Below are 18911 nucleotides of genomic sequence, written 5' to 3'. Positions count from 1 at the left end.
CGGGACGCCCGCCCCGGCCCGCGCCTCCTCCGAAGGAACCGCCGCCGAAGGAGCTGCCCCCGAAGCTGCCGAAGCCGCCCGGTCCGCCGGGACGGGAACCCCGGCCCGCACCGCCGCCAAAACCGCCGCCGAAATTACCGGGCCCGCCGGGCCTCTTGGGCGGGGGAGGCGGCGGGGGCCGCCGGGGCCTTCTCGGGCGGCCCCAGAAGACGGGGTAGTACACCGGCCTTGGAATGCCCACCACCGTGGGACCGTAGTACCGCCGCCGGTAGCTCCGGTAGCGCATGCCGTCCAGCAGCACCCAGAGGACGAACAGGAAGAGCAGCAGCAAGATCAGCCCCGCAAAGACGCCGCCTATCGCCACGGCGGTTCCCGTGGACCGGCAGCTGCCGGAAATTGTCTGATAGTTCCCCATGGCGGCAGGGGCCGGCAGGGTTGTGGCAACGCTGACGTGGTAGACGGTTTCCAGATAGTCCACCAACGTGTCGAAGGTATGCCGGACGCCCTGGTCATAGCGCTTCGCGGCGAAGTCGTCCTCCAGGACGCCGTACAGGATATCCTCCAGCCGGGACTGCTGGCCGGACGTAAACCCGCTGCCCCAGGCGAGGTAATAATCCCCGTCCGGCGCGCCGTTGTACTCGTTCTTCAGGGCCAGCACCAGCAGCAGGCCGTTGTCCCGCTCCCGGGACCCCACGCCCAGGCGCTCAAAGGTCTCCCCGGCGTAATCCGCGATGGCCGCGCTTCCGGTGGTCTCCACCACGTCCACGGCGATCTGGGCCCCCGTCTGCGCGAAGAGGGAGGTATTCATCGCCTCAATGTATTCGGCGGTGTCCTGGGAGATCACGCCGCCCTCGTTGTGGACGAGATACAGGAAATCCCCGGTGATGGCGGCCTCCACCTCCGGCCTCTTCGCCTGTCCCAGGGCAATGCCCGCCAGGATGGCCAGGACCATGATGACCGCCGCCGCGGAACGTTTCTGCAAGAATTTCATAGGCTCAATCCTCTGCCCCGCTTGTATGGAAGTCCGGCACGTCCGTCCGGCCTACCAGATAGTCGATGGATACTTGATAGTAGTCGGCTAAAGCAATCAGCTTTTTCACACCCGGTTCATGCTCCCCGGTTTCATAGCATTGATACCCCCGGACAGAAATACCCAAAAGCTCCGCAAGTTCTCTTTGATATAGCCGCCGCTCCTTTCGAAGCTCTTTTAGCCGTTCTGAATATGTGGGCATAATTTCTCCCTTGACATTAACTATAGTTAGTATTATAATGAACAAAAAGTAAAAAGCAAGGAGGAATCTCCTATGACCAACTTGATGCAGCTGTTGATGGATTTCACCTGCACAGAACGCCTGCCCCGCTATCTGGACCAAAGCGCCTACGACGTCTCGAAATCCTTGGAGGCCAAGCATCTGGCCGCCTTGAAGGACGGTCTCTCCGGAGAGCGCGCGGCGTCTCTGGAGCGGTATCAGCAGGCCTGGGAGGACAGCCGCTCCCTGGAGCTGGAGGCCATGTTCCTGGCGGCGTTTTCCATCGCCCGGGAACTCCGGGTTTGAAGGGTCCGCCGGAGGGCGCGGGAGACGGACCTTACCGGCGCAGCTCCAGCAGCTTCGCCCGGAGCTCGCCCTCAATGCGGCCCAGCTCCGCCTCGGCGGCCTTGCGCTTCTGCGCGCCCTCCCGCTGGATGTTCAGCACTTCGTCCAGGGTGGAGATCAGCTGCTGGTTCGTGTGCTGGAGGGTCTCGATGTCCACCACACTGCGCTCCGCCTCCTTGGCGGTCTGGATGGTGCCCATTTTCAGCATGTCGGCGTTCTTTTTCAAAAGCTCGTTGGTCATCTCCGTCACCGCGCTCTGGGCGGCGGTGGCCTGACGGCCGTGCTCCATCCCCAGAGCCAGGACCATCTGGCTCTTCCACAGGGGAATGGTGTTCACCAGGGAGGACTGGATTTTCTCCACCATCAGCGTGTCGTTGTTCTGGAGAAGCCGGGTCTGGGGGCCCATCTGGATGGAGATCATCCGGGTGAGCTCCAGGTCGTGGAGCTTCTTTTCAAACCGCTCGCACATCTGCACCAGGTCGTTGTAGCGCTGGGCGTCCTCCTGGGCCCCGGTCTGCTCGGCCTTGGCCCGAAGGGCGGGGAGCTCGTTCGCCTGCACCTCCGCCAGCTTCTTCTTCCCTGCCAGGATATACATGGTCAGCTCTTTATAGTACTTCAGGTTCAGCTCATACATCTGGTCGAACATGGCCACGTCCTTCAGCAGCGTCACCTGATGCTGCTCCAGCTCCCGGACGATCTTGTCCACGTTGCTCTCCACCTTGGAGTACTGGGCCTTCATGATCTCCAGCTTGTTTCCGGCCTTTTTGAACTTGCCGAAGAGGCCCTTTTTCTCCTCCTCCTCGCCGAAACCCTTCAGCTCCACCACCAGCTCGGAGAGGGACTTGCCCACCTCCCCCAAATCCTTGGTGCGGACGGAGGCCAGGGCGCTTTCAGAGAAGCCCGCCACATTCTTCTGGGCCGCCGCGCCGTATTGGAGGATGAGGTTGGAGTCCATCACGTCGATCTTCTTGGAAAACTCCTCCACTGCCTTTTTCTCCGCCTCGGAGAGCATGGAGTCGTCCAGCTCCACCGGCTTGACCTCCGGCTTTTCCGGCGCGGGAGCAGCGGGAGTGGCAGCCGGGTCCAGGGTCAGCGAAGGAACCTCCTGGGCCGCCGCGGCGGCAGGGTCCAGGGTCAGCTCGGGAATCGTGTTGTCACTCATAATCTTCCTCCTCAACCACTAAAACGTGTCTTTCCTCCCGGACGCCGATGAGCCCGTGGAGGACGGAGACCGCCAGCCACACGCACCCGGTCACAAGGTGCAGGGGGGCCCGCTCCTTCTTCGCCAAATAAAAGTATCCGCCGGACAGCATCCCCTCCAGAATGGAGAGGAACAGGTAAACGGGATTTCGGTTTTTCATGGCGCTTCCTCCTTCGTTTGTCTCTCCGCCCGGAGTCCCCGGACGGTCCTCACAGTGTAAATCACGCTGATGAATACTCAGCTGATTGCCAGAAACGTGTGAAAGCCGTCCGGCTCAACGACGGCCTTACGCGCCTGAAGCACGGCCACCAGGATAAAAGCCACGGTCATGGAAGGGATCCACGCACACTTCTCGTTCCGGCCCGCCCGGAAGTCCCGGACCCAGGTCCAGCCCTCCCAGGCCGCCAGGGCCAGCAGGCACGCGCCGACGAGAATGTAGAAGCCGGTCTCCTGGTCCCGCGCCGCCCACAGGAGCAACGCGCCGCACGCCGCGTACAGGACCGTATCCACCGCCTTCACCGTCAGGTTTTTCATGGGGCCCTCCCCTCCCTCAAAGCTCCAGCTTGATGTCCGTCCCGTCGGCCTGGACGACGTCCGCCTTCATCTCCGGCTCCGTCAGGCCCTCCCGGGCCAGCAGCATCTCCATGACCTTGATGTCCGAGGAGATATCCAGGGCGTCGGAGCCATAGAGGGCGTCCAGCTGCTTTTCAAAGGCTTTGACAATGGTTTTCAGCATGTCCTCCACCTTGGTTTTCGTTCCGTCGATGTTCTCCCCGGAGATTCCCGCGCCGCTCATGCGGTCATAGGCGTTGAGGAGCTTCAAGGTGGTGGGCAGGTAGTAGTCCATAAATTTCCGAATCTGAGGGAGCTTGTCCGGGCTGTCCTTCACGGCCTGGAAGATCTTCTCGGACACCTGGCTCAGCCGCACGATGTCGGCGGAAACGCCGGGGTCGGCGATGTTGTCGTCCAGCCGCTTCATCTCGCCAAGGGCAAGCTTCCCGTCCTTGATCACCTTGTCCAGCTCCGGGTTTCCGGTGGAGGTTTCCGGCTTGGAGGGCGCTTTCGCCTCCTCTTTTTTCTCCGCCTTCCCCGTCCCGGCGGACCCGGCCAGGGTTCCCCCGCCCTGACAGATTCCATTCACCAAAAGGAACACCGCCGCCGACACCGCCGCCAGCAGCGCATAGGCCGGGGCAGTGTACAAAGGCAGGAACAGCCCGCCCAGCAGCCACAGCAGTCCCACGGCGTAAAAGGGGGCGACAGGTTTTCGTTTGCCGTTCGTCATAGAAGCATCTCCGTTCCGCGCGCATACCGTAAGTTTGTATATTATACTCCCCCGCCCGGCAGTTGGTCAAGCCAGAGGAGCACAAATTCACAGTAAATTCCAAAAAGGGCAGAAAACGCCCCTAAGGGCGTTTTCAAGGCATGCCATACATTCCCGTCACCGGGTCCCGCCACAAGGGCAGATGAACCGGGCGGAAGGTACACCACACGAAGCAGAAGGCCAGTCCCCACAGGACCGCCAGTCCCAGAATCTGCTGCCATCCGGCGGAGAGCTTTCCCCGGCGGAGCAGGGCAAAGTCCACCAAAAAGGCCCCCAGGTCCGCCAGGAAGAAGATGGTAATGTTCACCCAGTCGACACTGCGGCCCAGGACCCCGGTGTAGGTATAGAACAACACGGGAATCAGGGCAATCCCCGTCAGGGCTCCCAGGGCCCGGACCGCCAAAAGATTCGGGTAGTTCCGCCCCAGCAGGCAGACCTGAACCACGGAGAACAGAAACAGGGGCACAAAGAGCAGCTTCATGTGTTCCCAGGCGGACTCGTTGACGGCGGAGACGCAGGCCGCCGGGATACTGCCGCCGCTCCACTCATAGACGAAGTGGAGCAGCGTCCCCAGCGCTCCCACAAACAAAAATCCTCCCAGCTCCCAAAAAAACAGCTTCCGGCGCATAAAGCCAGCCTCCCACAGAAGAAGTCGCGGACACACCGCCTCTCCATTCTGTGCGGAGGCTGGAAAAAATATGCGTCCCCAGCCCTTCCGCTTCGGTCAGTCAGACGCTCCGGCGGTCCGCTTTTCTCCCGGGAAAAGCGGGTTACATGTGCTCCGGCGCGTCCACGCCGATAAGGGCCAGTCCGTTTTTCAGCACGGTCCGGGCGTCGTTCGCCAGGGCCAGCCGGGCGGCGGCCAGGTCCCTCGCCTCTTCCCGGATGTGGCAGGCGGTGTAGAACCGGTGGAAGCAGCCCGCCAGCTCCAGAAGGTAACGGTTCACGTGGGAAGGATCGTAGCTCTTCGCCGCCATGCGGATGGTGTCCGGCCAGGACGCCAGCTGCTTGATCAGCGTCCGCTCCGCCTCCGCCGTCAGAAGGCTCCGGTCCGCCCCGCCGGGCGCGGGAACCTCCAGCCCCTCCTGGGCCAGCTTTTCCACCAGAGAGCAGATGCGGGCGTGGGCGTACTCCACATAGTAGATGGGATTCTCGCTGTCCTCCCGGACGGCAAGCCCCAGGTCAAAATCCATCTGGGTGTCCGGCTTGGCGTTGAAGAACCACCGGGCGGCGTCCACCGGCACCTCGTCCAGCAGGTCGCTGAGGCTGATGGCCTTGCCGGTGCGCTTGCTCATCCGGACCAGCTCCCCGTCCCGCAGCAGCTTCACCAGCTGCATCAGCACAATGTCCAGCCGTTCCGACCCGTTGAGCCCCAGGGCGTCCAAGGCGCCCTTCAGCCGGGCCACGTGGCCGTGGTGATCCGCGCCCCAGATGTTGATGACCCGGTCGAACCCTCTGGTTTCAAACTTGTTGCGGTGATAGGCGATGTCGGCGGCGAAATAGGTGTAAAAGCCGTTGGCCCGGCGGAGCACGTCGTCCTTCAGGTCCAGCTTCTCGATCTCCTTCTCCTTCTTCCCCGCCTTCAGCAGGTTCGCCCGCATGATCTCCGCGGTTTTCAGCCACAGAGCCCCCTCCTTCTCATAGGTGAAGCCCTTGTCCGACAGCAGCCGGACCGTCTCCGCCACCGCGCCGCTCTCGTGAAGCGTGGACTCATAAAACCAGGTGTCGTACTCGATCTTGTAGCGCTGGAGATCCGTCTTCATCTTGGGCAGATTCACCGACAGGCCGAACTGGGCCAGGACCGCCTGCCGCTCCTCCGCCGGAACATGCAGCAGCTTGTCCCCGTTCTGACGGTAATAGCTCTGGGCCAGGTCCCGGATATCCTCGCCCTGATAGCCGTCCTCCGGGAAGGGGACGTTCTCCTCTCCCTGGATGAGCTGGAGATACCGGGCCTCAATGGAGTGGGCAAACTTGTCGATCTGGTGTCCGGCGTCGTTGACATAAAACTCCCGGCTGACCTCCGCTCCGCAGGCGGAGAGCACCGCCGCCAGGGTATCCCCCAGCACGCCGCCCCGGGCGTTGCCCATATGCATGGGGCCGGTGGGGTTGGCGGAGACGAACTCCACCATGATCTTCTGCCCCCTCAGGCTGTCAGAGCGGCCATAGTCCGCCCCCTCCCGCTCCACGGCGGCGCAGACCTCCTCATACCAGCGCTGCCCCAGGCGGAAATTCAAAAAGCCGGGGCCGGCAATCTCGGCGGAGGCGAAATAGCTGCCCTCCAGGCTCATATGGTCCAGCAGGGCCTGGGCAATAACCCGGGGAGGCTGCCGCAGGGCTTTGGAGGCGGCCAGGGCGAAGGTGGTGGTAAAGTCGCCGTTGGCCGCGTCTCTGGGAATCTCCACCGGGGCGGCGGGAACCTCCGCCTGGGACAGGGTCCCGTCCTCCGCGGCGGCCCGGTAGGCCGCCATGGCCAGGGCGGCGGCCTGGTCCTTCGCGCTTTGGATCATGTTCGTCATCAAAACAACCTCATTTCCATATCGTTCGTATGTTCAGCCTTACCCGTTTGCCCGGAGCTCATGCTTCCGCCGGACCCGGATTTTAAAGGCGTTCCGCCCGGTGACGGAGTGGTCCACCGAGATGGAATACTGCAAGTCCATCAATCCTCCCCGCTCCGTCAGGCTGTGTCGGAGGCGGCTGGTCTGAATGTCGATGGCCAGCTCGCCAAAAGGCGTCTCGTAAAGGGAGGTGTGCTGCTTCCCCTCCTCGAAAACCATCTGGGAGTTCACGCTGCCCGTCCGGGTCAGAATCACCCGGGGGCCCCGGACCTCGAAGGCGGTGGTGGTGCCGTTCAGGCCGGTGAGCTCGCTCTCCTGATAGGAGAGAATCATCCCCTCCCCCGTAAGCTCCAGGGTTCCCTCCGTCATCAGCTCGATGCTGTCGGGCTCCATGTCCTCGAAACGCTGCTCTGACCGGATGGTCAGCAGGACAGGCAGCTTATCCACTTCAATACTGGTCAATGTCAATCCTCCGTGCCATGTGATGAATGTCCTCCCGCAGGAACAAAGAGGCGACGTTCTCGAAATCCTCCGCCCGGTCGCTGACATAAAACTCCGCCTCTCCCCGCCGCCCCTCCGGGGCCCGGAGATTCCCGGCGGTGAGCAGGCGCTTGAGCTCAAAGGCGGACTCCTCCCCGGCGGAAACCAGAGTGACGCCGGGACCGCAGACGCCGGCGATGACCTCCTCCAGCAGCGGGTAATGGGTGCAGCCCAGAATCAGGGTGTCCGCCCCCCACTCCAGCAGCGGGGTCAGATACTCCCTGGCCACCGTCTCGATCACCACGTCCCCCGCCTGAAACCGGCCGTTTTCCACCAGCGGGACAAACAGCGGGCAGGGCTGGCAGAAAACCTCCACCCCCGAATCCAGCCGCCGCAGCGCCGCCTCATAGGCCCCGGAGCGCACGGAGGCCAGGGTGGCGATCATCCCCACCCGGCGGCTCTTCGTCACCGCCAGGGCCCGGCGGCAGGTGGGTTCCACCACGCCGACAATGGGCAGGTCGTTTTCCCTCTGGAGCATATCCAGGGATGTGGTGGACACGGTTCCGCAGGCGATCAGGACAGCCTTCAGGTCGAAGGAGCGGAGAAAGCGCAGGTCCTGCCGGGCGTATTTCATCAGCGTCTCTCTGGACCGGCCGCCGTAGGGAACCCGGGCGGTGTCGCCAAAATAGATCAGATTTTCCTCCGGCAGAATCCGCCGCAGAACCCGCACCGCCGTCAGCCCGCCAAGGCCCGAGTCAAACACGCCGATGGGACGCAAATCCATGGCCGTCACTCCTCTCGTCGAAGGGGCCGGGCCGGCCCCCTGTCACAAATTGCTCTGAGTTATGTATTATACTATGAGAGCCCTTTGGCCGCAAGACAGATTTTAGTCTTTTTGCCCTCTTTTTTGAGTGGAATTTTTCCGGCGGCTCTGCTATAATCGTGCTATCTATTGAAATTGTGCTGTCAGGAGGGGCTGTCCATGAAAATTGAGTTGACGGAACAACAGTACCGCTATCTGCTGGATTTGGTCTACATAGGCAACTGGGTCCTCAATTCCACCCGGGAGGACGACCGCATCCGGGAGTACGATCAGGTGGAGAGCCTGATTTTCTCCCACTGCCTCCGGCACGGCATGGGAAAACTGGTGGAGCTGTATCAGGGAGACCTGATTCCCTCCAGAGCCTTCGCCAACGGCGGCATCCACGAGGCGATTGAAACCTACGAGGATGTAGTTTTCTACGAAATCCTGGCGGAGGAACTGGCCCTGCGGGACATGGACGGCGAACCCCTGACGAGGGAGAACTACGGGGCCCTGATGGAACGGATCGACACCTATCTGGACGAATTTGACGAGCACGGCACGGAGCATATCTCCATCGACCTGGACGAATAGACACAGCGCAAACCGCCCCCGGAAGCCTTTGCGGCCTCAGGGGGCGGTTCTTCCGTCTGCCATCCGCCGGAAAATTCTCTCCCGCGGCGCCAGGGAAAGCGCTTCTTTCAGGGCCCGCCTGTCTCAGGCGGTTATGCGGCCCTCCTCCCGCTCAGGCGTGGTAGCAGCCCCCGCCGATGAACTCCCGCATAAGAGAGGTCTTGGGGATGTTGTCCGCCGGAATGGGCAGGAAGTAATTCAAGAACTTCAAAAGCCGCTTCGCCTCGATATACTCCTCGCTGTCCCGGGGAACACCGAAGAGGAGCGGCTGCACATAGGGCTTCAGCAAAGCCGTCTCATAGATCAAAGCGGAGTTGAAGACCATATCCGCGCTGTCCTGGAAGGGGAAGATGTTGTTCTCCTCTCCCCGCCGGACGGAGGGCCACATCTTGATGGTGGCCTGGGCGCTGTAGCCCCGGGTCCGGGCGTCCCGTTCGATCCGCCGCAGGAGGCGGGCGTCGGTGGTGGGAATGCGGTTGTGGTCGTCGATATTCAGCGTGGTGAGGCAGCTGATATAGATTTTGTACTTGCTCTCCTTGGGCAGAGAGTGGGTAAACTGATCGTTGAGGCAGTGGATGCCCTCAATGACCAGCACATCCCCCTCCCCCAGCGTAAGGAAGTTGCCGTTGTACTCCCGGGCGCCCTTTTTGAAATTATAGGTGGGAAGTTCCACGGTCTCGCCTTTCAGCAGGCGCACGCAGTCCTGATTGAACTGCTCCACGTCCATCGCCCCCAGGCCCTCGAAGTCGTACTGGCCGTTTTCGTCCCGGGGCGTATCCTCCCGGTTTTTGAAATAGTTGTCCGTGGCGATGGCGTAGGGCCGCAGGCCGCAGGCCCGCAGCTGCGTGGAGAGCCGGTGGGAGAAGGTGGTCTTGCCGGAGGAGGAGGGGCCCGCGATCATGACGAACCGGACTTCCTTCCGGGCGGCAATCTCCGCGGCGATGTCGCCGATCTTCTTCTCCATCATAGCCTCGTGGGCCAGAACCAGCGGCGTCGCGCCGCCCTGGGAGATGGTGGTGTTCAGCTCCGCCACGTTGGAGACGTTCAGCGCCACGGAGCGCAGCGTGGATTCGTAAAGCTCCCGGAAGACCTTTCGGGAGGGCCGGAAATCCCCCAGCTGGCCGGGGTTCTTCTGGGTGGGCAGCCGGAGGACAAACCCGTTTTCAAACAGCTCCAGACCGAAGCACCGGACATAGCCGGTGTCCGGCACCATATAACCGTAGAAGTAATCCACAAAGCCGTCCAGAGAATAGACATTGACATGGGAGTTGATCCGAAAGCTCAGAAGCTGGGCCTTGTGAATCAGGCGCGCCTGGCGGAACAGCTCCACGGCGTCGTCGGTGTTGATGGTCTGCTTCTCAATGGGCAGCGCCAGGGCGGACAGATCCCGCATTCGCTCCTCCACCCGCTTCAGAAGAGACTGGTCCAGCGTAAAATTGCCCTGGGCCAGGATAAAAAGCGCGCTGCTGAGGGAGTACTCCACGGAGATGCGCTCCACGTTCTCCCGGCCCGCCACGTCGTAGAAGGCCTTCAGCATCAGAAAAACCGCGCTGCGCTCATAGGTCTGGATGCCGGGCTTGTCCTGGGCCGTCACCATCCTCAGCGAGCAGTCCCGGTCCAAGCGCTTGTGGAGCTCGCAGAGCTTCCCATCCCGGTTGACCAGCAGAATATCCCAGGGAACCCGGTCCTGAAAGTCCGCCGCAATGGCACGGTAGGGCGTGCCATGGGGATACGCGTACGTCTCGCCGTCCACAATGACTTTTACCATTCTTTTCTCTTCCATTTGGATGACCTCCTCTATATATGATCGTCCCGTCTGGGGAACAGGCTGCCGGGTCTTGTCTGTCTGGAAAGCCGGACGCCGGTTTTCCAAGGTTCTGTCTCTATCATACGACACTTTGTGAGAAAATACAAGAAGGATTCTCCCCGGCTTTGCCGCGCAAAATCCGCTTCGGAGGAATCCCCGCCCCGAGTCCCGAGGCCCTTCGGAAAAAAGGACCTTCCTTCAAAAGGCATCTTGACAAGTTCTCTATCATAAAGTATATTAGACATATCTAAATTACTTATTTATTGAGGAGGGTATTATGGTTCTTTCCAAAAAACTGGCCCGGGTGGGCCGGGAGTGCGTCGCCTGCGGGACGTGCATGGGGGTCTGCCCCAGAGGGGCGATCCGCGTCGTGTCCGGCGTGGCGGCCCGAGTGGACGGCGCGGCCTGCGTCGGCTGCGGAAAATGCGCCCGGGTCTGTCCGGCGGACGTCATCGCCATTGTACCGAGGGGGGCCGAAGGATGAGGAAAAAGTGGTATGAATATCTCTGGGCGGCCGAGCTTTTGTACTGGATTCTGGGGCTGTGCAACATTCTCTTTGCCTGGCTGGGAATCCTGTTCTTCTCCATTCCCCTGCTGGCGGCGCTGATCGGCGGAAACAAGGTCTACTGCAACCGCTACTGCGGACGGGGCCAGCTGCTGGGGCTGCTGGGCCGGAAGCTCTCCCGCAACGCCCCGCCCCCCAAATTTCTGCGAAGCCGCTGGTTCCGCTATGGGTTTCTGGCCTTTTTCATGGTCATGTTCGGCCTGATGCTCCGGGGGACTTACATGGTTTTCACCGGAGCGCCCCTGCGGCAGACGGTGACGCTGCTGTGGATGTTCAAGCTGCCCTGGCAGTGGGCGAATGTGGATATGGTCGCGCCGTGGATCGCCCAGTTCGCCTTCGGCTTTTACGGGGTCATGATGACCTCCACGGTGCTGGGGCTTCTGACCATGGCGCTGTTCCGGCCCCGCTCCTGGTGCGTTTACTGCCCTATGGGCACCATGACCCAGGGCATCTGCATGCTGAAACAAAAGAAGGAGGAGGAAACCTGTGGAGGAGAAGGCCAAACAGATTGCGGAGCTTCTGAGAATTCTCTCCAATGAGCACCGCCTGCTGATTCTGTGCGCCCTGATGCGGGGCCCCCTGTCCGTCGGGGAGCTCCACCGCTTCACCCCCAACATCACCGCCTCGGCCCTGTCCCAGCACCTGGGCCAGCTGCGCACGGCGGGGATTCTGGAATCCGACAAACAGGGGATGAACGTGATCTACCGGATTCGGGACCAGCGGGTGACGGCCCTGCTGGGGGCCGTCAAGCAGTACTACTGCGAAGAATAGCCGCCAGGACGCGGCGGGGGGGAACAGGGTTCCGCCTCGCCGCATACACTGTCATGGCCGGCAAACGCACGAGAAAACGCATGCCTCCGTTTTCCGGCGGCACAAGACAGGGCTTCCTGTCTCCCGCTTTACAGCGGCCGGCCATTTTGAGCGGCAACGCTCAATCTGGCAATCCATTCTCATTCCGCCTGGACCTTGTTTGAAACTTGGCGGAATACCGAATAGGGGCGGGGTTCCCCGCCCGGCAGGGAGCGGTCATTTCCCCGCCCCCTGCGGCGCTCACCGAATGCGGGCGGCGAAGCCGCGCTCTGAAACGGCGTTTCCCATCTTTCCGGCAGGGCCCCATATCCTGCGGGCGGCAGAAAAGAGGGAAACCATATGCAGCAAATCCAATGGCAGGAACCATTCAGCATCGGCGTGGAGATTGTGGATCAAGCGCACCGCAAGCTCTTTTCCATTGTCCAAAAAATTATGGAGCTCTATGTGGAAAAGCACGAGAACAAGTTTGCCTGCGTGGAGGGAATCAAATACTTCAAGGCGTATGCCCTCCAGCATTTCGCGGAGGAGGAGGCCTATATGCGGGAGGCCGGCTATCCCGGCTATCTGGCCCACAAGCGGCTTCACGACAAAATGAAGCGGGAAACGCTTCCCTCCCTGGAGCGGGAACTCTATGCCACCGGCTTTTCCACCCAGGCGGTCCAGCGGTTTCTCGGCGTCTGCACCGGCTGGCTGACCGGGCACATCATCATTGAGGACCGGGCCATCACCGGAAAGACCGGCGGCGAATTCGCCCTGGCGCAGCCGGATGACGAGCTGTCGGTGACCCGCGCGGTAATCGTCCATCCCCTTCAGGAGATGTTCGGCCTGCACGTCCGGTTCATCGGCCCCTTTTCCACCCGGGACACGATCCCGGACGCGCAGTACTACGAGCTGATCTACCGTGCCCGGCAGGGACCCAGGCTCCGGTTCATTCTGGTCATCGGCGAGCAGCTGATGCTCCGTGCGGCGGGGCTGATGTTTGGAATCGAATTCTATTCCATGAACGAAACCGCCCTCTTTGCCATCCGGGAAATCGCCCAGAGTCTGATCCAGCGGGCCGCCGCCTGCTTCGGAGAGGAGTCGGACGCCTATCACCTGGAGGAAGAGCGCTTTCTGGACCGGGGAGAATTCGGACGGATATTCGAAGAACGCGAGCCCCAATACCGTCTTCTGTTCGGCGTGAAGCAGGACTGCTTCGCCCTGTGCATCGACCCCATTCCGGAGGATTCCCGTCCGGCAGCCTGACGGGACCTCCGCAAAACGGCCGGCTTTGGGTTCCAAAGCCGGCCGTCAGGCTGCTGAAGCGGTGTTTCCCCTGCCGCAGGGCCTCCCGCCTGCGGTCACTTGTGGTTCGTGGTGTCCAGAATGACGGCAACCAGCACGATGGCCCCCTTAAAGATCATCTGCATGTCGGAGGAGACGCCCAGCAGCGTCAAAAGATTGTTCAGCACTCCGATTAGAAGGATGCCCAGAATCGTCCCCGTGATCTTTCCCGCGCCGCCGGACATGCTGGTGCCGCCCAGGACGACGGCGGCGATGGCGTCCGTCTCCCCGCCGATGTTCAGCTGGGGAATGCCGGAGCCCAGGCGGGCTGCGGCCAGAACACCGCCCATAGCCGCCAGGAAGCTGGAGATGACGTAGACCAGGATGATATTGCGGTCCACCCGAATGCCAGAGAGGCGGGCGGCCTCGGCGTTTCCGCCCAGAGCGTAGATCTGCCGGCCGAACACCGTGTGCTCCAGAATGTACCAGCAGATGAAAAACATGACCACAAAGACCACAATCAGCAGATTCATGCCCCCCACGGAGGCCGTCAGCCACGCTGTGAAGGCCAGGATCAGGACCTTGACCGCGCCGGAAACCAGCTTCCGGCCCTTATGCTGCTTTTCCCGGACAATGTCCGCCGCCACCAGCGCCAGACAGGCCAGCAGAAGGACAAACACCACCGCCGAGGGGAGCTTCCCCGTGCCGATGGAATTGAAGGCCCTGCTGCTGATGGGCTGCGCGGCGGCCTTTGTGACGACATAGGCCACGCCCCGCCAGACATTCTGGGCGCCCAGGGTGGCGATGAAGGGCGGCACCCGGAGCTTCGTCACCATGAGGCCCACCGCCGCGCCGTTCAGCACGCCGAAGGCCAGGGCCAGCAGTATGGAGGGCGCCAGCCCCAGCGTGCCGATGGTCATGGCCACAATCACGCCGGAGAGGGCCAGGACGCTGGCAACGGCCAGGTCAATGCCGCCGGTGAGAATCACATAGGTCATGCCCAAGGCCAGCAGGGCGTTGGGGGCGTTGGATTTCAGAATGTTGACCAGATTGTTCGCCACCAGGAATGTCTCGCTCAGAATGGACGACAAGATCACAATCAGGATCAAACCGAAAGCGGCGGTGTAATTTTTCCAGTTGAACTTCGCCCGTTTGGCGAGGGTTTTTTCGTTACTCATGTTCGGTTCCTCCCAAATTTTATTCCGTCAGGCGTCATCCATTGCGCTCAGCGCGTACTGAGCCAGAATCACCTCGTCCGCCTCTTCGCCGGAGAGCTCGGCCACGATGCGCCCCTCGCACATCACGAGAATGCGGTCGCTGAGCCCCAGAATTTCCGGAAGCTCGCCGGAGATGACAATCACGCCCTTGCCCTCCTCCGTAAAGTCCCGGAGCATTTTGTAAATCTCGGCCTTCGCGCCCACGTCGATGCCCCGGGTGGGCTCGTCCATAATCAAAATATCCGGGTCGTTCAGCATCCACTTTCCCAGGACCACCTTCTGCTGGTTGCCGCCGGAAAGCTGCCGGACCAGATAGCTGGCGTCCGGAACCTTGATCCGGAAATTCTTCACCGTCTCCGTCACCGCGGCGGCCTCCGCCTTGTGGTCCAGCCTCCCAAAGCGGGAGCGCTTGCCCAGGGAGGCCAGGGCGATGTTATTTTGTACGCTGTGCTCCAGCACCAGGCCGGTCTTCTTCCGGTCCTCCGTCACAAAGGCCATTTTTTCCGCCGTTGCGGAGCAGGCGTCCCGGAGCGTTTTCCGCTGCCCGCGGATGGAAAGCTCCCCGGCGCTCTTCACCGCCCTGCCCTCAAAGATCGAGGCCATCAGCTCCGTCCGCCCCGCGCCTACGATGCCGTAGACCCCCAGAATCTCGCCGCTGTACAGCTGGAAGGACGCGTCCTCCACCACCTTCTTCTCCGGAGCGGCCCGGTCATAGACCGTCCAGTTCCTCACTGCCAGAAGCTCCTCCCCCCGGGGCCGGCTGCTCTTGGGCGGAAACATCTCGGAGAGCTCCCGCCCCACCATGCCCGTGACGATATCGTGCTGGGTGACCTCTGTAATCGGCTTCTCCCAGACGAAGCGCCCGTCCTTCAAAACCGCCACATGCTCGCAGCTGCGGAAAATCTCATCCAGCTTATGTGTCACGAAGATCATGGTGACATTCCGCTGCTTGAGCCGGTTGATCACATCGAACAGCAACCGGATTTCCGCCTCGGACAAGGAGCTCGTCGCCTCGTCGAAGATCAGGACCTTGGGGTCCTTCGAGAGGGCCTTGGCAATCTCCACCATCTGGCGCTTGCTGACGGTAAGGTCCTTGATGAGCGCCGCGGTGTCAATGTCCTGAAGCTCCAGCGAGTCCAGCAGCTCCCGGGCCTTCCGGTGCATCTCCCTCCAGTTCACGATTCCCCGGCGGCTGGGCATCTGGCTTAAAAACACATTCTCCGCGACACACAGGTCGTTAATCAGGTTCAGCTCCTGGTGGATGATGACCACGCCCTGCCGCTCCGCGTCCAGGGTGCTTCCGAATTCCAGCTCCCGGCCGTCCAGAAACACCTGCCCGGAGAAGCGGCCCTTGGGGTACACGCCGGCAATGATCTTGCCCAGAGTGGACTTGCCCGCGCCGTTCTCTCCGCAAAGCGCGGTCATCTTTCCGTCCGGGAAGCGGATGGAGACATCGTCCAGCGCGCGGACGCCGGGGAACTCGATGCCGATATGCTTCACTTCAAGGAATGCCATGATCCTTTGTCTCTCCTTTCAAGAAGAGCAGCCGCCAGACCCTTCGCGCGCGGAAGGGCCTGACCGGCTGCCTCTTTTTCATCCAGCGTAACCCTGTCGGAGCCTCTCCCCCTTCCGGGAAGCTCTTACTTGAGGAGCTCGGGGTATTTCGCCTCCACCTGCTCCTGAATATTCTCCACCGTCACCATGACCATGGGGGAATACTTCAGCTTGACCTCGCCGTCGTCCGTTTTCAGAAGCTCGTCGTAATCCACTTCCTCGCCCCGGCAGATCTGGACGGCCATGTCCAGCGTGAGATAGCCCTGCTCAATGGCGCCCTTGTTGACCACCATGAAGTTCTCCACGCCGGAGAGGATGAGCTCGGCGGAGTCCTGGTCCCAGTCGGCGCCGAAGAAGTAGATGTCGTTCTCGCGGCCCACGTCCTGGGCGGCCTTGTAGCAGCCGTGGGCCATGGTGTCGTTGTTGCAAAAGACGGCCTTCAGGTCGGGATGCTGCACCAGAAGCGCCTCCATGGTCTGCATGGCGAGCTGGCGGTCCCAGTTGTTGTGCATCTGGGTGAGGACGTTTTCCATGTTGGGGTACTTGGCGATGGTCTCCTCCGCCCCCTTGGTGATGGTCTCCGCCGTCTCGTCGCCCAGGCTTCCGCCGATGACGGCCACCTTCGCGGGCTCATCGGATCCGCAGAGCTCCACAAATTTCTCCACCTGCATCTCACCCACCACATAGCTGTTGGAGTCCGTGCGGTAGGGGACGTTGATTCCGCGAATGGCGGCGTTCAGATTGATGCAGGGAATGCCGGCGGCGTTGATGGCCTCAATGATGTTGACGCAGGCGTCCGACCGGGCAGGCTCGATGACGATCAGGTCCACGCCCTGCTCGATGAAGGACTCCACCTGCTGCATCTGGACGGAGGCGTCGTTCTCACAGGCCACCCAGTCCACCGTGACGTCCCCGTACTCGGCGGCCCGCTCCTTCATGGCGTCCGCCACGAAGAGGTACACCGCCTCTTTCAGCGTCATGCTGGTGACGCCGATGCGGATCCCGCCGGAGCCTCCGGAATTTCCGGAATCGGAGGGAGTGGACTTTGTTCCTCCGGAGCAGCCCGCGAGCATCAACGCGCAGAGGCACAGCGCAAGGATCGATTTCAAATATCGCTTTTTCATTTCTCTTCCTCCTAATTTTGTCCATGTAAGCGTCCAGGTCTCTCGCTATTATTCCGCCCGCCGGGTTCGCGTGGGCGTATAGCCATGAAATTGAAGCGCCGCTCAAGTTTGTGAAAATTTAGATTTTACTTATTTTAAGTATTATATTATCTAAAAGAAATAATAAACGAAAAAGAGTTTCCTGTCAATTCGTAATTGTCGAATTTCAATGTTTTTGGAGGTTGTATCAAATTCAACTTGTGTAAATCGTACAAATTATACAGATTTGAGGGAAGCTTCTCCCGCAAAATGATTTTATCAAAAAATACAGCCCTCAGCAACTGGGAAAACCTTCCTGCCGAAAATAGTAAGAGGAGGTTCCGCTCATATTTTCAGACTTTCTCTCTCCATATATAGGGAAGGGGAATTTAACTTGACAGCATTTATTATAAATGTTAAAATAAATTAAAAAATATATTGAGGCCATACCAATCACCGCCAGCGGTTTATTCCCGGCCCCGCATGCCGTAAAATCTTCACATACTAGGAGGAGTACCGTCATGAACACGCCCCGCTCTCTGCCCACTCACGCCCAGTGGCACGCCCACACAAGCCAGGTCCTTCTGCCCACCGGCATCCGCATGGCCTATCTGGAGGCCGGCGTTCCGGAGGGAAAGCCCCTTGTCCTGATTCACGGCTTCACCGACTCCAGCCGGATCTGGAGGCCGGTCATCGCGCGGCTGCAGCGGGACTTCCACATTTACGCCGTGGACCTGCGGGGCTTCGGCCAGAGCGGCAAGCCGGCGCGGTACGTCTATTCCATGCCCCAGCACGCGGAGGATATCCTGGCCTTTATGGACGCGGTGGGACTTCGCTCCGCCGGAATCCTGGCCCACTCCATGGGCAGCATGATCGCCCAGACGGTGGCCTTTTCCGCGCCGGAGCGCGTGGACGGCCTGGCCCTGGCCTCCACCATGACCCACATGCACGAAACGCCGGAGGACCTGCTGAAAATCGAGGCGTACACGAAGATGGACCTGGCCTCCATGTCCGAAAAAGAGCTTCAGGAGACCTTCCTCCCCTTCCCGGAGAACTGCGCCGACCCGGATTTTCCGGCGGGGTACTTCTCCACCCTGCGCATGCTGAGCGGGGCGTCCCTGGCCGCCGCCTGGCGGGGCATGTCCCTGACGGACAACCGGAACTTCCTCCAGTTCATCAAGGCCCCGGTGCTGGTATTCCGGGGCTCTAAGGACGACATTTTCAAAGAGGACTATCAGGAGGAGGTCCGGCGATACCTGCCCAACGCCCAGTACGTCACCCTGGAAGGCGTGGCCCACGAGATTCCCAACGAGGTTCCGGAGATTCTCGCGGAGCGGGCGGGGCGGTTTTTCGCGGAACTATAAGATAGGAGGAATCGCCTTGCGGGTTTTTATCGCGGACGACGAGCCGCTGGTTCTGCTGGGTTTTCAGAAGATGGTAAGCGCCTGCGGCCACGAGGTCGCCGGCACCGCCGCCACGGGGCCCGAGGCCCTGGAGGAAATTCTGCGGCTGGCCCCCGACGTGATGATGATGGACATCAATCTGCCCGGCATGGACGGGATCAGCGTGATCGAGCGCATTCAGGAGACGCTGCACATTCCGGCCATTGTCATCACAGGCTACCAGGACCCTGCGGTCACCGCGCGGGTCTCCGCGGCAGGGGTCTTCGGGTATCTGCAAAAACCGGTCGGGAAATACGAGATCGAGTCCGCGCTGTCCATCGCGGTGGCCCGGTACAAGGAGCAGCGGGACGCTGAATTGGAGCGGGACAAGGCGCTGACCAGACTGTCCGAGCGAAAGCTCATCGAACGGGCAAAGGGACTGCTGATGGACCAGTTCGGCATCGGCGACGAGCAGGCCATGCGCTTTTTGCAGCGCAAAAGCCGGAACGAAAACCGCAGGCTCGCGCTGGTGGCCCAGGAGATTCTGTCGAAAAGCGGCTTGCTGAAATGAGAGGAGGGCCTGC

22 protein-coding genes are annotated in these 18911 nt (G+C 61.1%); 8 read left to right on the top strand and 14 right to left on the bottom strand.

Annotation, left to right across the window (positions count from 1 at the left end; genetic code table 11):
- Both QZ329_RS07145 and QZ329_RS07140 read right to left on the bottom strand, forming a co-directional pair.
- Nucleotides 1–991, bottom strand: a 991-nt coding sequence (locus tag QZ329_RS07145; RefSeq protein WP_295750323.1) for a TPM domain-containing protein, incomplete at its 3' end; no start/stop codon positions are given.
- A 4-nt stretch (nucleotides 992–995) separates the two neighbouring features.
- Nucleotides 996–1232, bottom strand: coding sequence for a helix-turn-helix transcriptional regulator (locus QZ329_RS07140; protein WP_295750321.1), 237 nt, complete (start codon nucleotides 1230–1232; stop codon nucleotides 996–998).
- Between the two features lie 72 nt (nucleotides 1233–1304).
- On the opposite strand from QZ329_RS07140, the gene QZ329_RS07135 reads away from it, so the two are divergent.
- Nucleotides 1305–1556: a hypothetical protein gene (locus tag QZ329_RS07135; protein ID WP_295750318.1), complete on the top strand. Its 252-nt coding sequence runs from the start codon at nucleotides 1305–1307 to the stop codon at nucleotides 1554–1556.
- A 31-nt stretch (nucleotides 1557–1587) separates the two neighbouring features.
- Here the strand turns inward: QZ329_RS07135 and QZ329_RS07130 are convergent, their stop codons facing one another.
- From QZ329_RS07130 to murI, 8 genes are all read right to left on the bottom strand, one after another.
- The gene (locus QZ329_RS07130) at nucleotides 1588–2757 is read right to left on the bottom strand and encodes a toxic anion resistance protein (protein ID WP_295750316.1); all 1170 of its coding nucleotides are present in this window, start codon (nucleotides 2755–2757) and stop codon (nucleotides 1588–1590) included.
- Nucleotides 2750–2956 carry a hypothetical protein gene (locus QZ329_RS07125; RefSeq protein WP_295750313.1) on the bottom strand — a complete coding sequence of 69 codons (207 nt, stop codon included), beginning with the start codon at nucleotides 2954–2956 and terminating at the stop codon, nucleotides 2750–2752. The genes QZ329_RS07130 and QZ329_RS07125 overlap by 8 nt, the downstream gene beginning before the upstream one ends.
- Nucleotides 2957–3033: 77 nt before the next feature.
- The gene (locus tag QZ329_RS07120) at nucleotides 3034–3330 is read right to left on the bottom strand and encodes a hypothetical protein (RefSeq protein WP_295750311.1); all 297 of its coding nucleotides are present in this window, start codon (nucleotides 3328–3330) and stop codon (nucleotides 3034–3036) included.
- A 16-nt stretch (nucleotides 3331–3346) separates the two neighbouring features.
- A complete protein-coding gene (locus QZ329_RS07115; RefSeq protein WP_295750308.1) occupies nucleotides 3347–4078 on the bottom strand; it encodes a 5-bromo-4-chloroindolyl phosphate hydrolysis family protein in 732 nt (243 codons plus the stop codon).
- A gap of 133 nt (nucleotides 4079–4211) precedes the next feature.
- Entirely contained in the window at nucleotides 4212–4745 is a 534-nt protein-coding gene (locus QZ329_RS07110) for a DUF6512 family protein (RefSeq protein WP_295750305.1), read from the bottom strand.
- 142 nt (nucleotides 4746–4887) lie between these two features.
- Nucleotides 4888–6633: an arginine--tRNA ligase gene (gene argS, locus QZ329_RS07105; protein WP_295750302.1), complete on the bottom strand. Its 1746-nt coding sequence runs from the start codon at nucleotides 6631–6633 to the stop codon at nucleotides 4888–4890.
- Between the two features lie 39 nt (nucleotides 6634–6672).
- Nucleotides 6673–7134: a DUF1934 domain-containing protein gene (locus tag QZ329_RS07100; protein ID WP_295750299.1), complete on the bottom strand. Its 462-nt coding sequence runs from the start codon at nucleotides 7132–7134 to the stop codon at nucleotides 6673–6675.
- Nucleotides 7121–7936 (bottom strand): glutamate racemase, encoded by an 816-nt coding sequence (gene murI / locus QZ329_RS07095; RefSeq protein ID WP_295750297.1) that lies wholly within the window; start codon nucleotides 7934–7936, stop codon nucleotides 7121–7123. The genes QZ329_RS07100 and murI overlap by 14 nt, the downstream gene beginning before the upstream one ends.
- A 198-nt stretch (nucleotides 7937–8134) precedes the next feature.
- Here murI and QZ329_RS07090 point away from each other — a divergent pair, with 198 nt between their 5' ends.
- On the top strand, nucleotides 8135–8548 hold the full coding sequence (locus QZ329_RS07090; protein WP_295750296.1) for a hypothetical protein: 414 nt from the start codon (nucleotides 8135–8137) through the stop codon (nucleotides 8546–8548).
- 151 nt (nucleotides 8549–8699) lie between these two features.
- Here QZ329_RS07090 and QZ329_RS07085 read toward each other — a convergent pair whose 3' ends face one another.
- Entirely contained in the window at nucleotides 8700–10370 is a 1671-nt protein-coding gene (locus tag QZ329_RS07085) for a nucleoside kinase (RefSeq protein ID WP_365351603.1), read from the bottom strand.
- 301 nt (nucleotides 10371–10671) lie between these two features.
- On the opposite strand from QZ329_RS07085, the gene QZ329_RS07080 reads away from it, so the two are divergent.
- From QZ329_RS07080 to QZ329_RS07065, 4 genes are all read left to right on the top strand, one after another.
- Entirely contained in the window at nucleotides 10672–10878 is a 207-nt protein-coding gene (locus tag QZ329_RS07080; RefSeq protein WP_295750293.1) for a 4Fe-4S dicluster domain-containing protein, read from the top strand.
- Nucleotides 10875–11498 carry a 4Fe-4S binding protein gene (locus tag QZ329_RS07075; RefSeq protein WP_325257516.1) on the top strand — a complete coding sequence of 208 codons (624 nt, stop codon included), beginning with the start codon at nucleotides 10875–10877 and terminating at the stop codon, nucleotides 11496–11498. Before QZ329_RS07080 ends, QZ329_RS07075 begins: the two co-directional genes overlap by 4 nt.
- On the top strand, nucleotides 11446–11730 hold the full coding sequence (locus tag QZ329_RS07070) for a metalloregulator ArsR/SmtB family transcription factor (protein WP_295750290.1): 285 nt from the start codon (nucleotides 11446–11448) through the stop codon (nucleotides 11728–11730). The genes QZ329_RS07075 and QZ329_RS07070 overlap by 53 nt, the downstream gene beginning before the upstream one ends.
- Nucleotides 11731–12108: 378 nt before the next feature.
- Nucleotides 12109–13014, top strand: a complete 906-nt coding sequence (locus QZ329_RS07065; protein ID WP_295750287.1) for a hemerythrin family protein — start codon at nucleotides 12109–12111, stop codon at nucleotides 13012–13014.
- Nucleotides 13015–13109: 95 nt separating this feature from the next.
- Here the strand turns inward: QZ329_RS07065 and QZ329_RS07060 are convergent, their stop codons facing one another.
- From QZ329_RS07060 to QZ329_RS07050, 3 genes are all read right to left on the bottom strand, one after another.
- Nucleotides 13110–14210: an ABC transporter permease gene (locus tag QZ329_RS07060; protein WP_295750284.1), complete on the bottom strand. Its 1101-nt coding sequence runs from the start codon at nucleotides 14208–14210 to the stop codon at nucleotides 13110–13112.
- 27 nt (nucleotides 14211–14237) lie between these two features.
- Complete coding sequence (locus tag QZ329_RS07055; protein ID WP_295750281.1) at nucleotides 14238–15764, bottom strand: sugar ABC transporter ATP-binding protein; 1527 nt, start codon at nucleotides 15762–15764, stop codon at nucleotides 14238–14240.
- A gap of 125 nt (nucleotides 15765–15889) precedes the next feature.
- Nucleotides 15890–16927 (bottom strand): sugar ABC transporter substrate-binding protein, encoded by a 1038-nt coding sequence (locus tag QZ329_RS07050; protein ID WP_295750279.1) that lies wholly within the window; start codon nucleotides 16925–16927, stop codon nucleotides 15890–15892.
- 539 nt (nucleotides 16928–17466) lie between these two features.
- On the opposite strand from QZ329_RS07050, the gene QZ329_RS07045 reads away from it, so the two are divergent.
- Together QZ329_RS07045 and QZ329_RS07040 are read left to right on the top strand one after the other, a co-directional pair.
- Nucleotides 17467–18309 carry an alpha/beta hydrolase gene (locus QZ329_RS07045; RefSeq protein WP_295750277.1) on the top strand — a complete coding sequence of 281 codons (843 nt, stop codon included), beginning with the start codon at nucleotides 17467–17469 and terminating at the stop codon, nucleotides 18307–18309.
- A gap of 16 nt (nucleotides 18310–18325) precedes the next feature.
- Entirely contained in the window at nucleotides 18326–18898 is a 573-nt protein-coding gene (locus QZ329_RS07040) for a response regulator (RefSeq protein ID WP_295750275.1), read from the top strand.
- Nucleotides 18899–18911: the final 13 nt, after the last annotated feature.

This window comes from uncultured Oscillibacter sp. (assembly GCF_910579365.1).
Lineage (GTDB): Bacteria > Bacillota > Clostridia > Oscillospirales > Oscillospiraceae > Oscillibacter.
The sequence above is the reverse complement of the archived record's forward strand: the minus strand, read 5'-3'. Positions and strand labels throughout refer to the sequence as shown.

Bases quoted from the DNA above. Each gene is read 5' to 3' on its own strand.
- QZ329_RS07140 (WP_295750321.1), bottom strand. From the start codon at position 1,232: ATGCCCACATATTCAGAACGGCTAAAAGAGCTTCGAAAGGAGCGGCGG.
- QZ329_RS07135 (WP_295750318.1), top strand. From the start codon at position 1,305: ATGACCAACTTGATGCAGCTGTTGATGGATTTCACCTGCACAGAACGC.
- QZ329_RS07130 (WP_295750316.1), bottom strand. From the start codon at position 2,757: ATGAGTGACAACACGATTCCCGAGCTGACCCTGGACCCTGCCGCCGCG.
- QZ329_RS07125 (WP_295750313.1), bottom strand. From the start codon at position 2,956: ATGAAAAACCGAAATCCCGTTTACCTGTTCCTCTCCATTCTGGAGGGG.
- QZ329_RS07120 (WP_295750311.1), bottom strand. From the start codon at position 3,330: ATGAAAAACCTGACGGTGAAGGCGGTGGATACGGTCCTGTACGCGGCG.
- QZ329_RS07115 (WP_295750308.1), bottom strand. From the start codon at position 4,078: ATGACGAACGGCAAACGAAAACCTGTCGCCCCCTTTTACGCCGTGGGA.
- QZ329_RS07110 (WP_295750305.1), bottom strand. From the start codon at position 4,745: ATGCGCCGGAAGCTGTTTTTTTGGGAGCTGGGAGGATTTTTGTTTGTG.
- argS (WP_295750302.1), bottom strand. From the start codon at position 6,633: ATGACGAACATGATCCAAAGCGCGAAGGACCAGGCCGCCGCCCTGGCC.
- murI (WP_295750297.1), bottom strand. From the start codon at position 7,936: ATGGATTTGCGTCCCATCGGCGTGTTTGACTCGGGCCTTGGCGGGCTG.
- QZ329_RS07090 (WP_295750296.1), top strand. From the start codon at position 8,135: ATGAAAATTGAGTTGACGGAACAACAGTACCGCTATCTGCTGGATTTG.
- QZ329_RS07085 (WP_365351603.1), bottom strand. From the start codon at position 10,370: ATGGAAGAGAAAAGAATGGTAAAAGTCATTGTGGACGGCGAGACGTAC.
- QZ329_RS07080 (WP_295750293.1), top strand. From the start codon at position 10,672: ATGGTTCTTTCCAAAAAACTGGCCCGGGTGGGCCGGGAGTGCGTCGCC.
- QZ329_RS07075 (WP_325257516.1), top strand. From the start codon at position 10,875: ATGAGGAAAAAGTGGTATGAATATCTCTGGGCGGCCGAGCTTTTGTAC.
- QZ329_RS07065 (WP_295750287.1), top strand. From the start codon at position 12,109: ATGCAGCAAATCCAATGGCAGGAACCATTCAGCATCGGCGTGGAGATT.
- QZ329_RS07060 (WP_295750284.1), bottom strand. From the start codon at position 14,210: ATGAGTAACGAAAAAACCCTCGCCAAACGGGCGAAGTTCAACTGGAAA.
- QZ329_RS07055 (WP_295750281.1), bottom strand. From the start codon at position 15,764: ATGGCATTCCTTGAAGTGAAGCATATCGGCATCGAGTTCCCCGGCGTC.
- QZ329_RS07050 (WP_295750279.1), bottom strand. From the start codon at position 16,927: ATGAAAAAGCGATATTTGAAATCGATCCTTGCGCTGTGCCTCTGCGCG.
- QZ329_RS07045 (WP_295750277.1), top strand. From the start codon at position 17,467: ATGAACACGCCCCGCTCTCTGCCCACTCACGCCCAGTGGCACGCCCAC.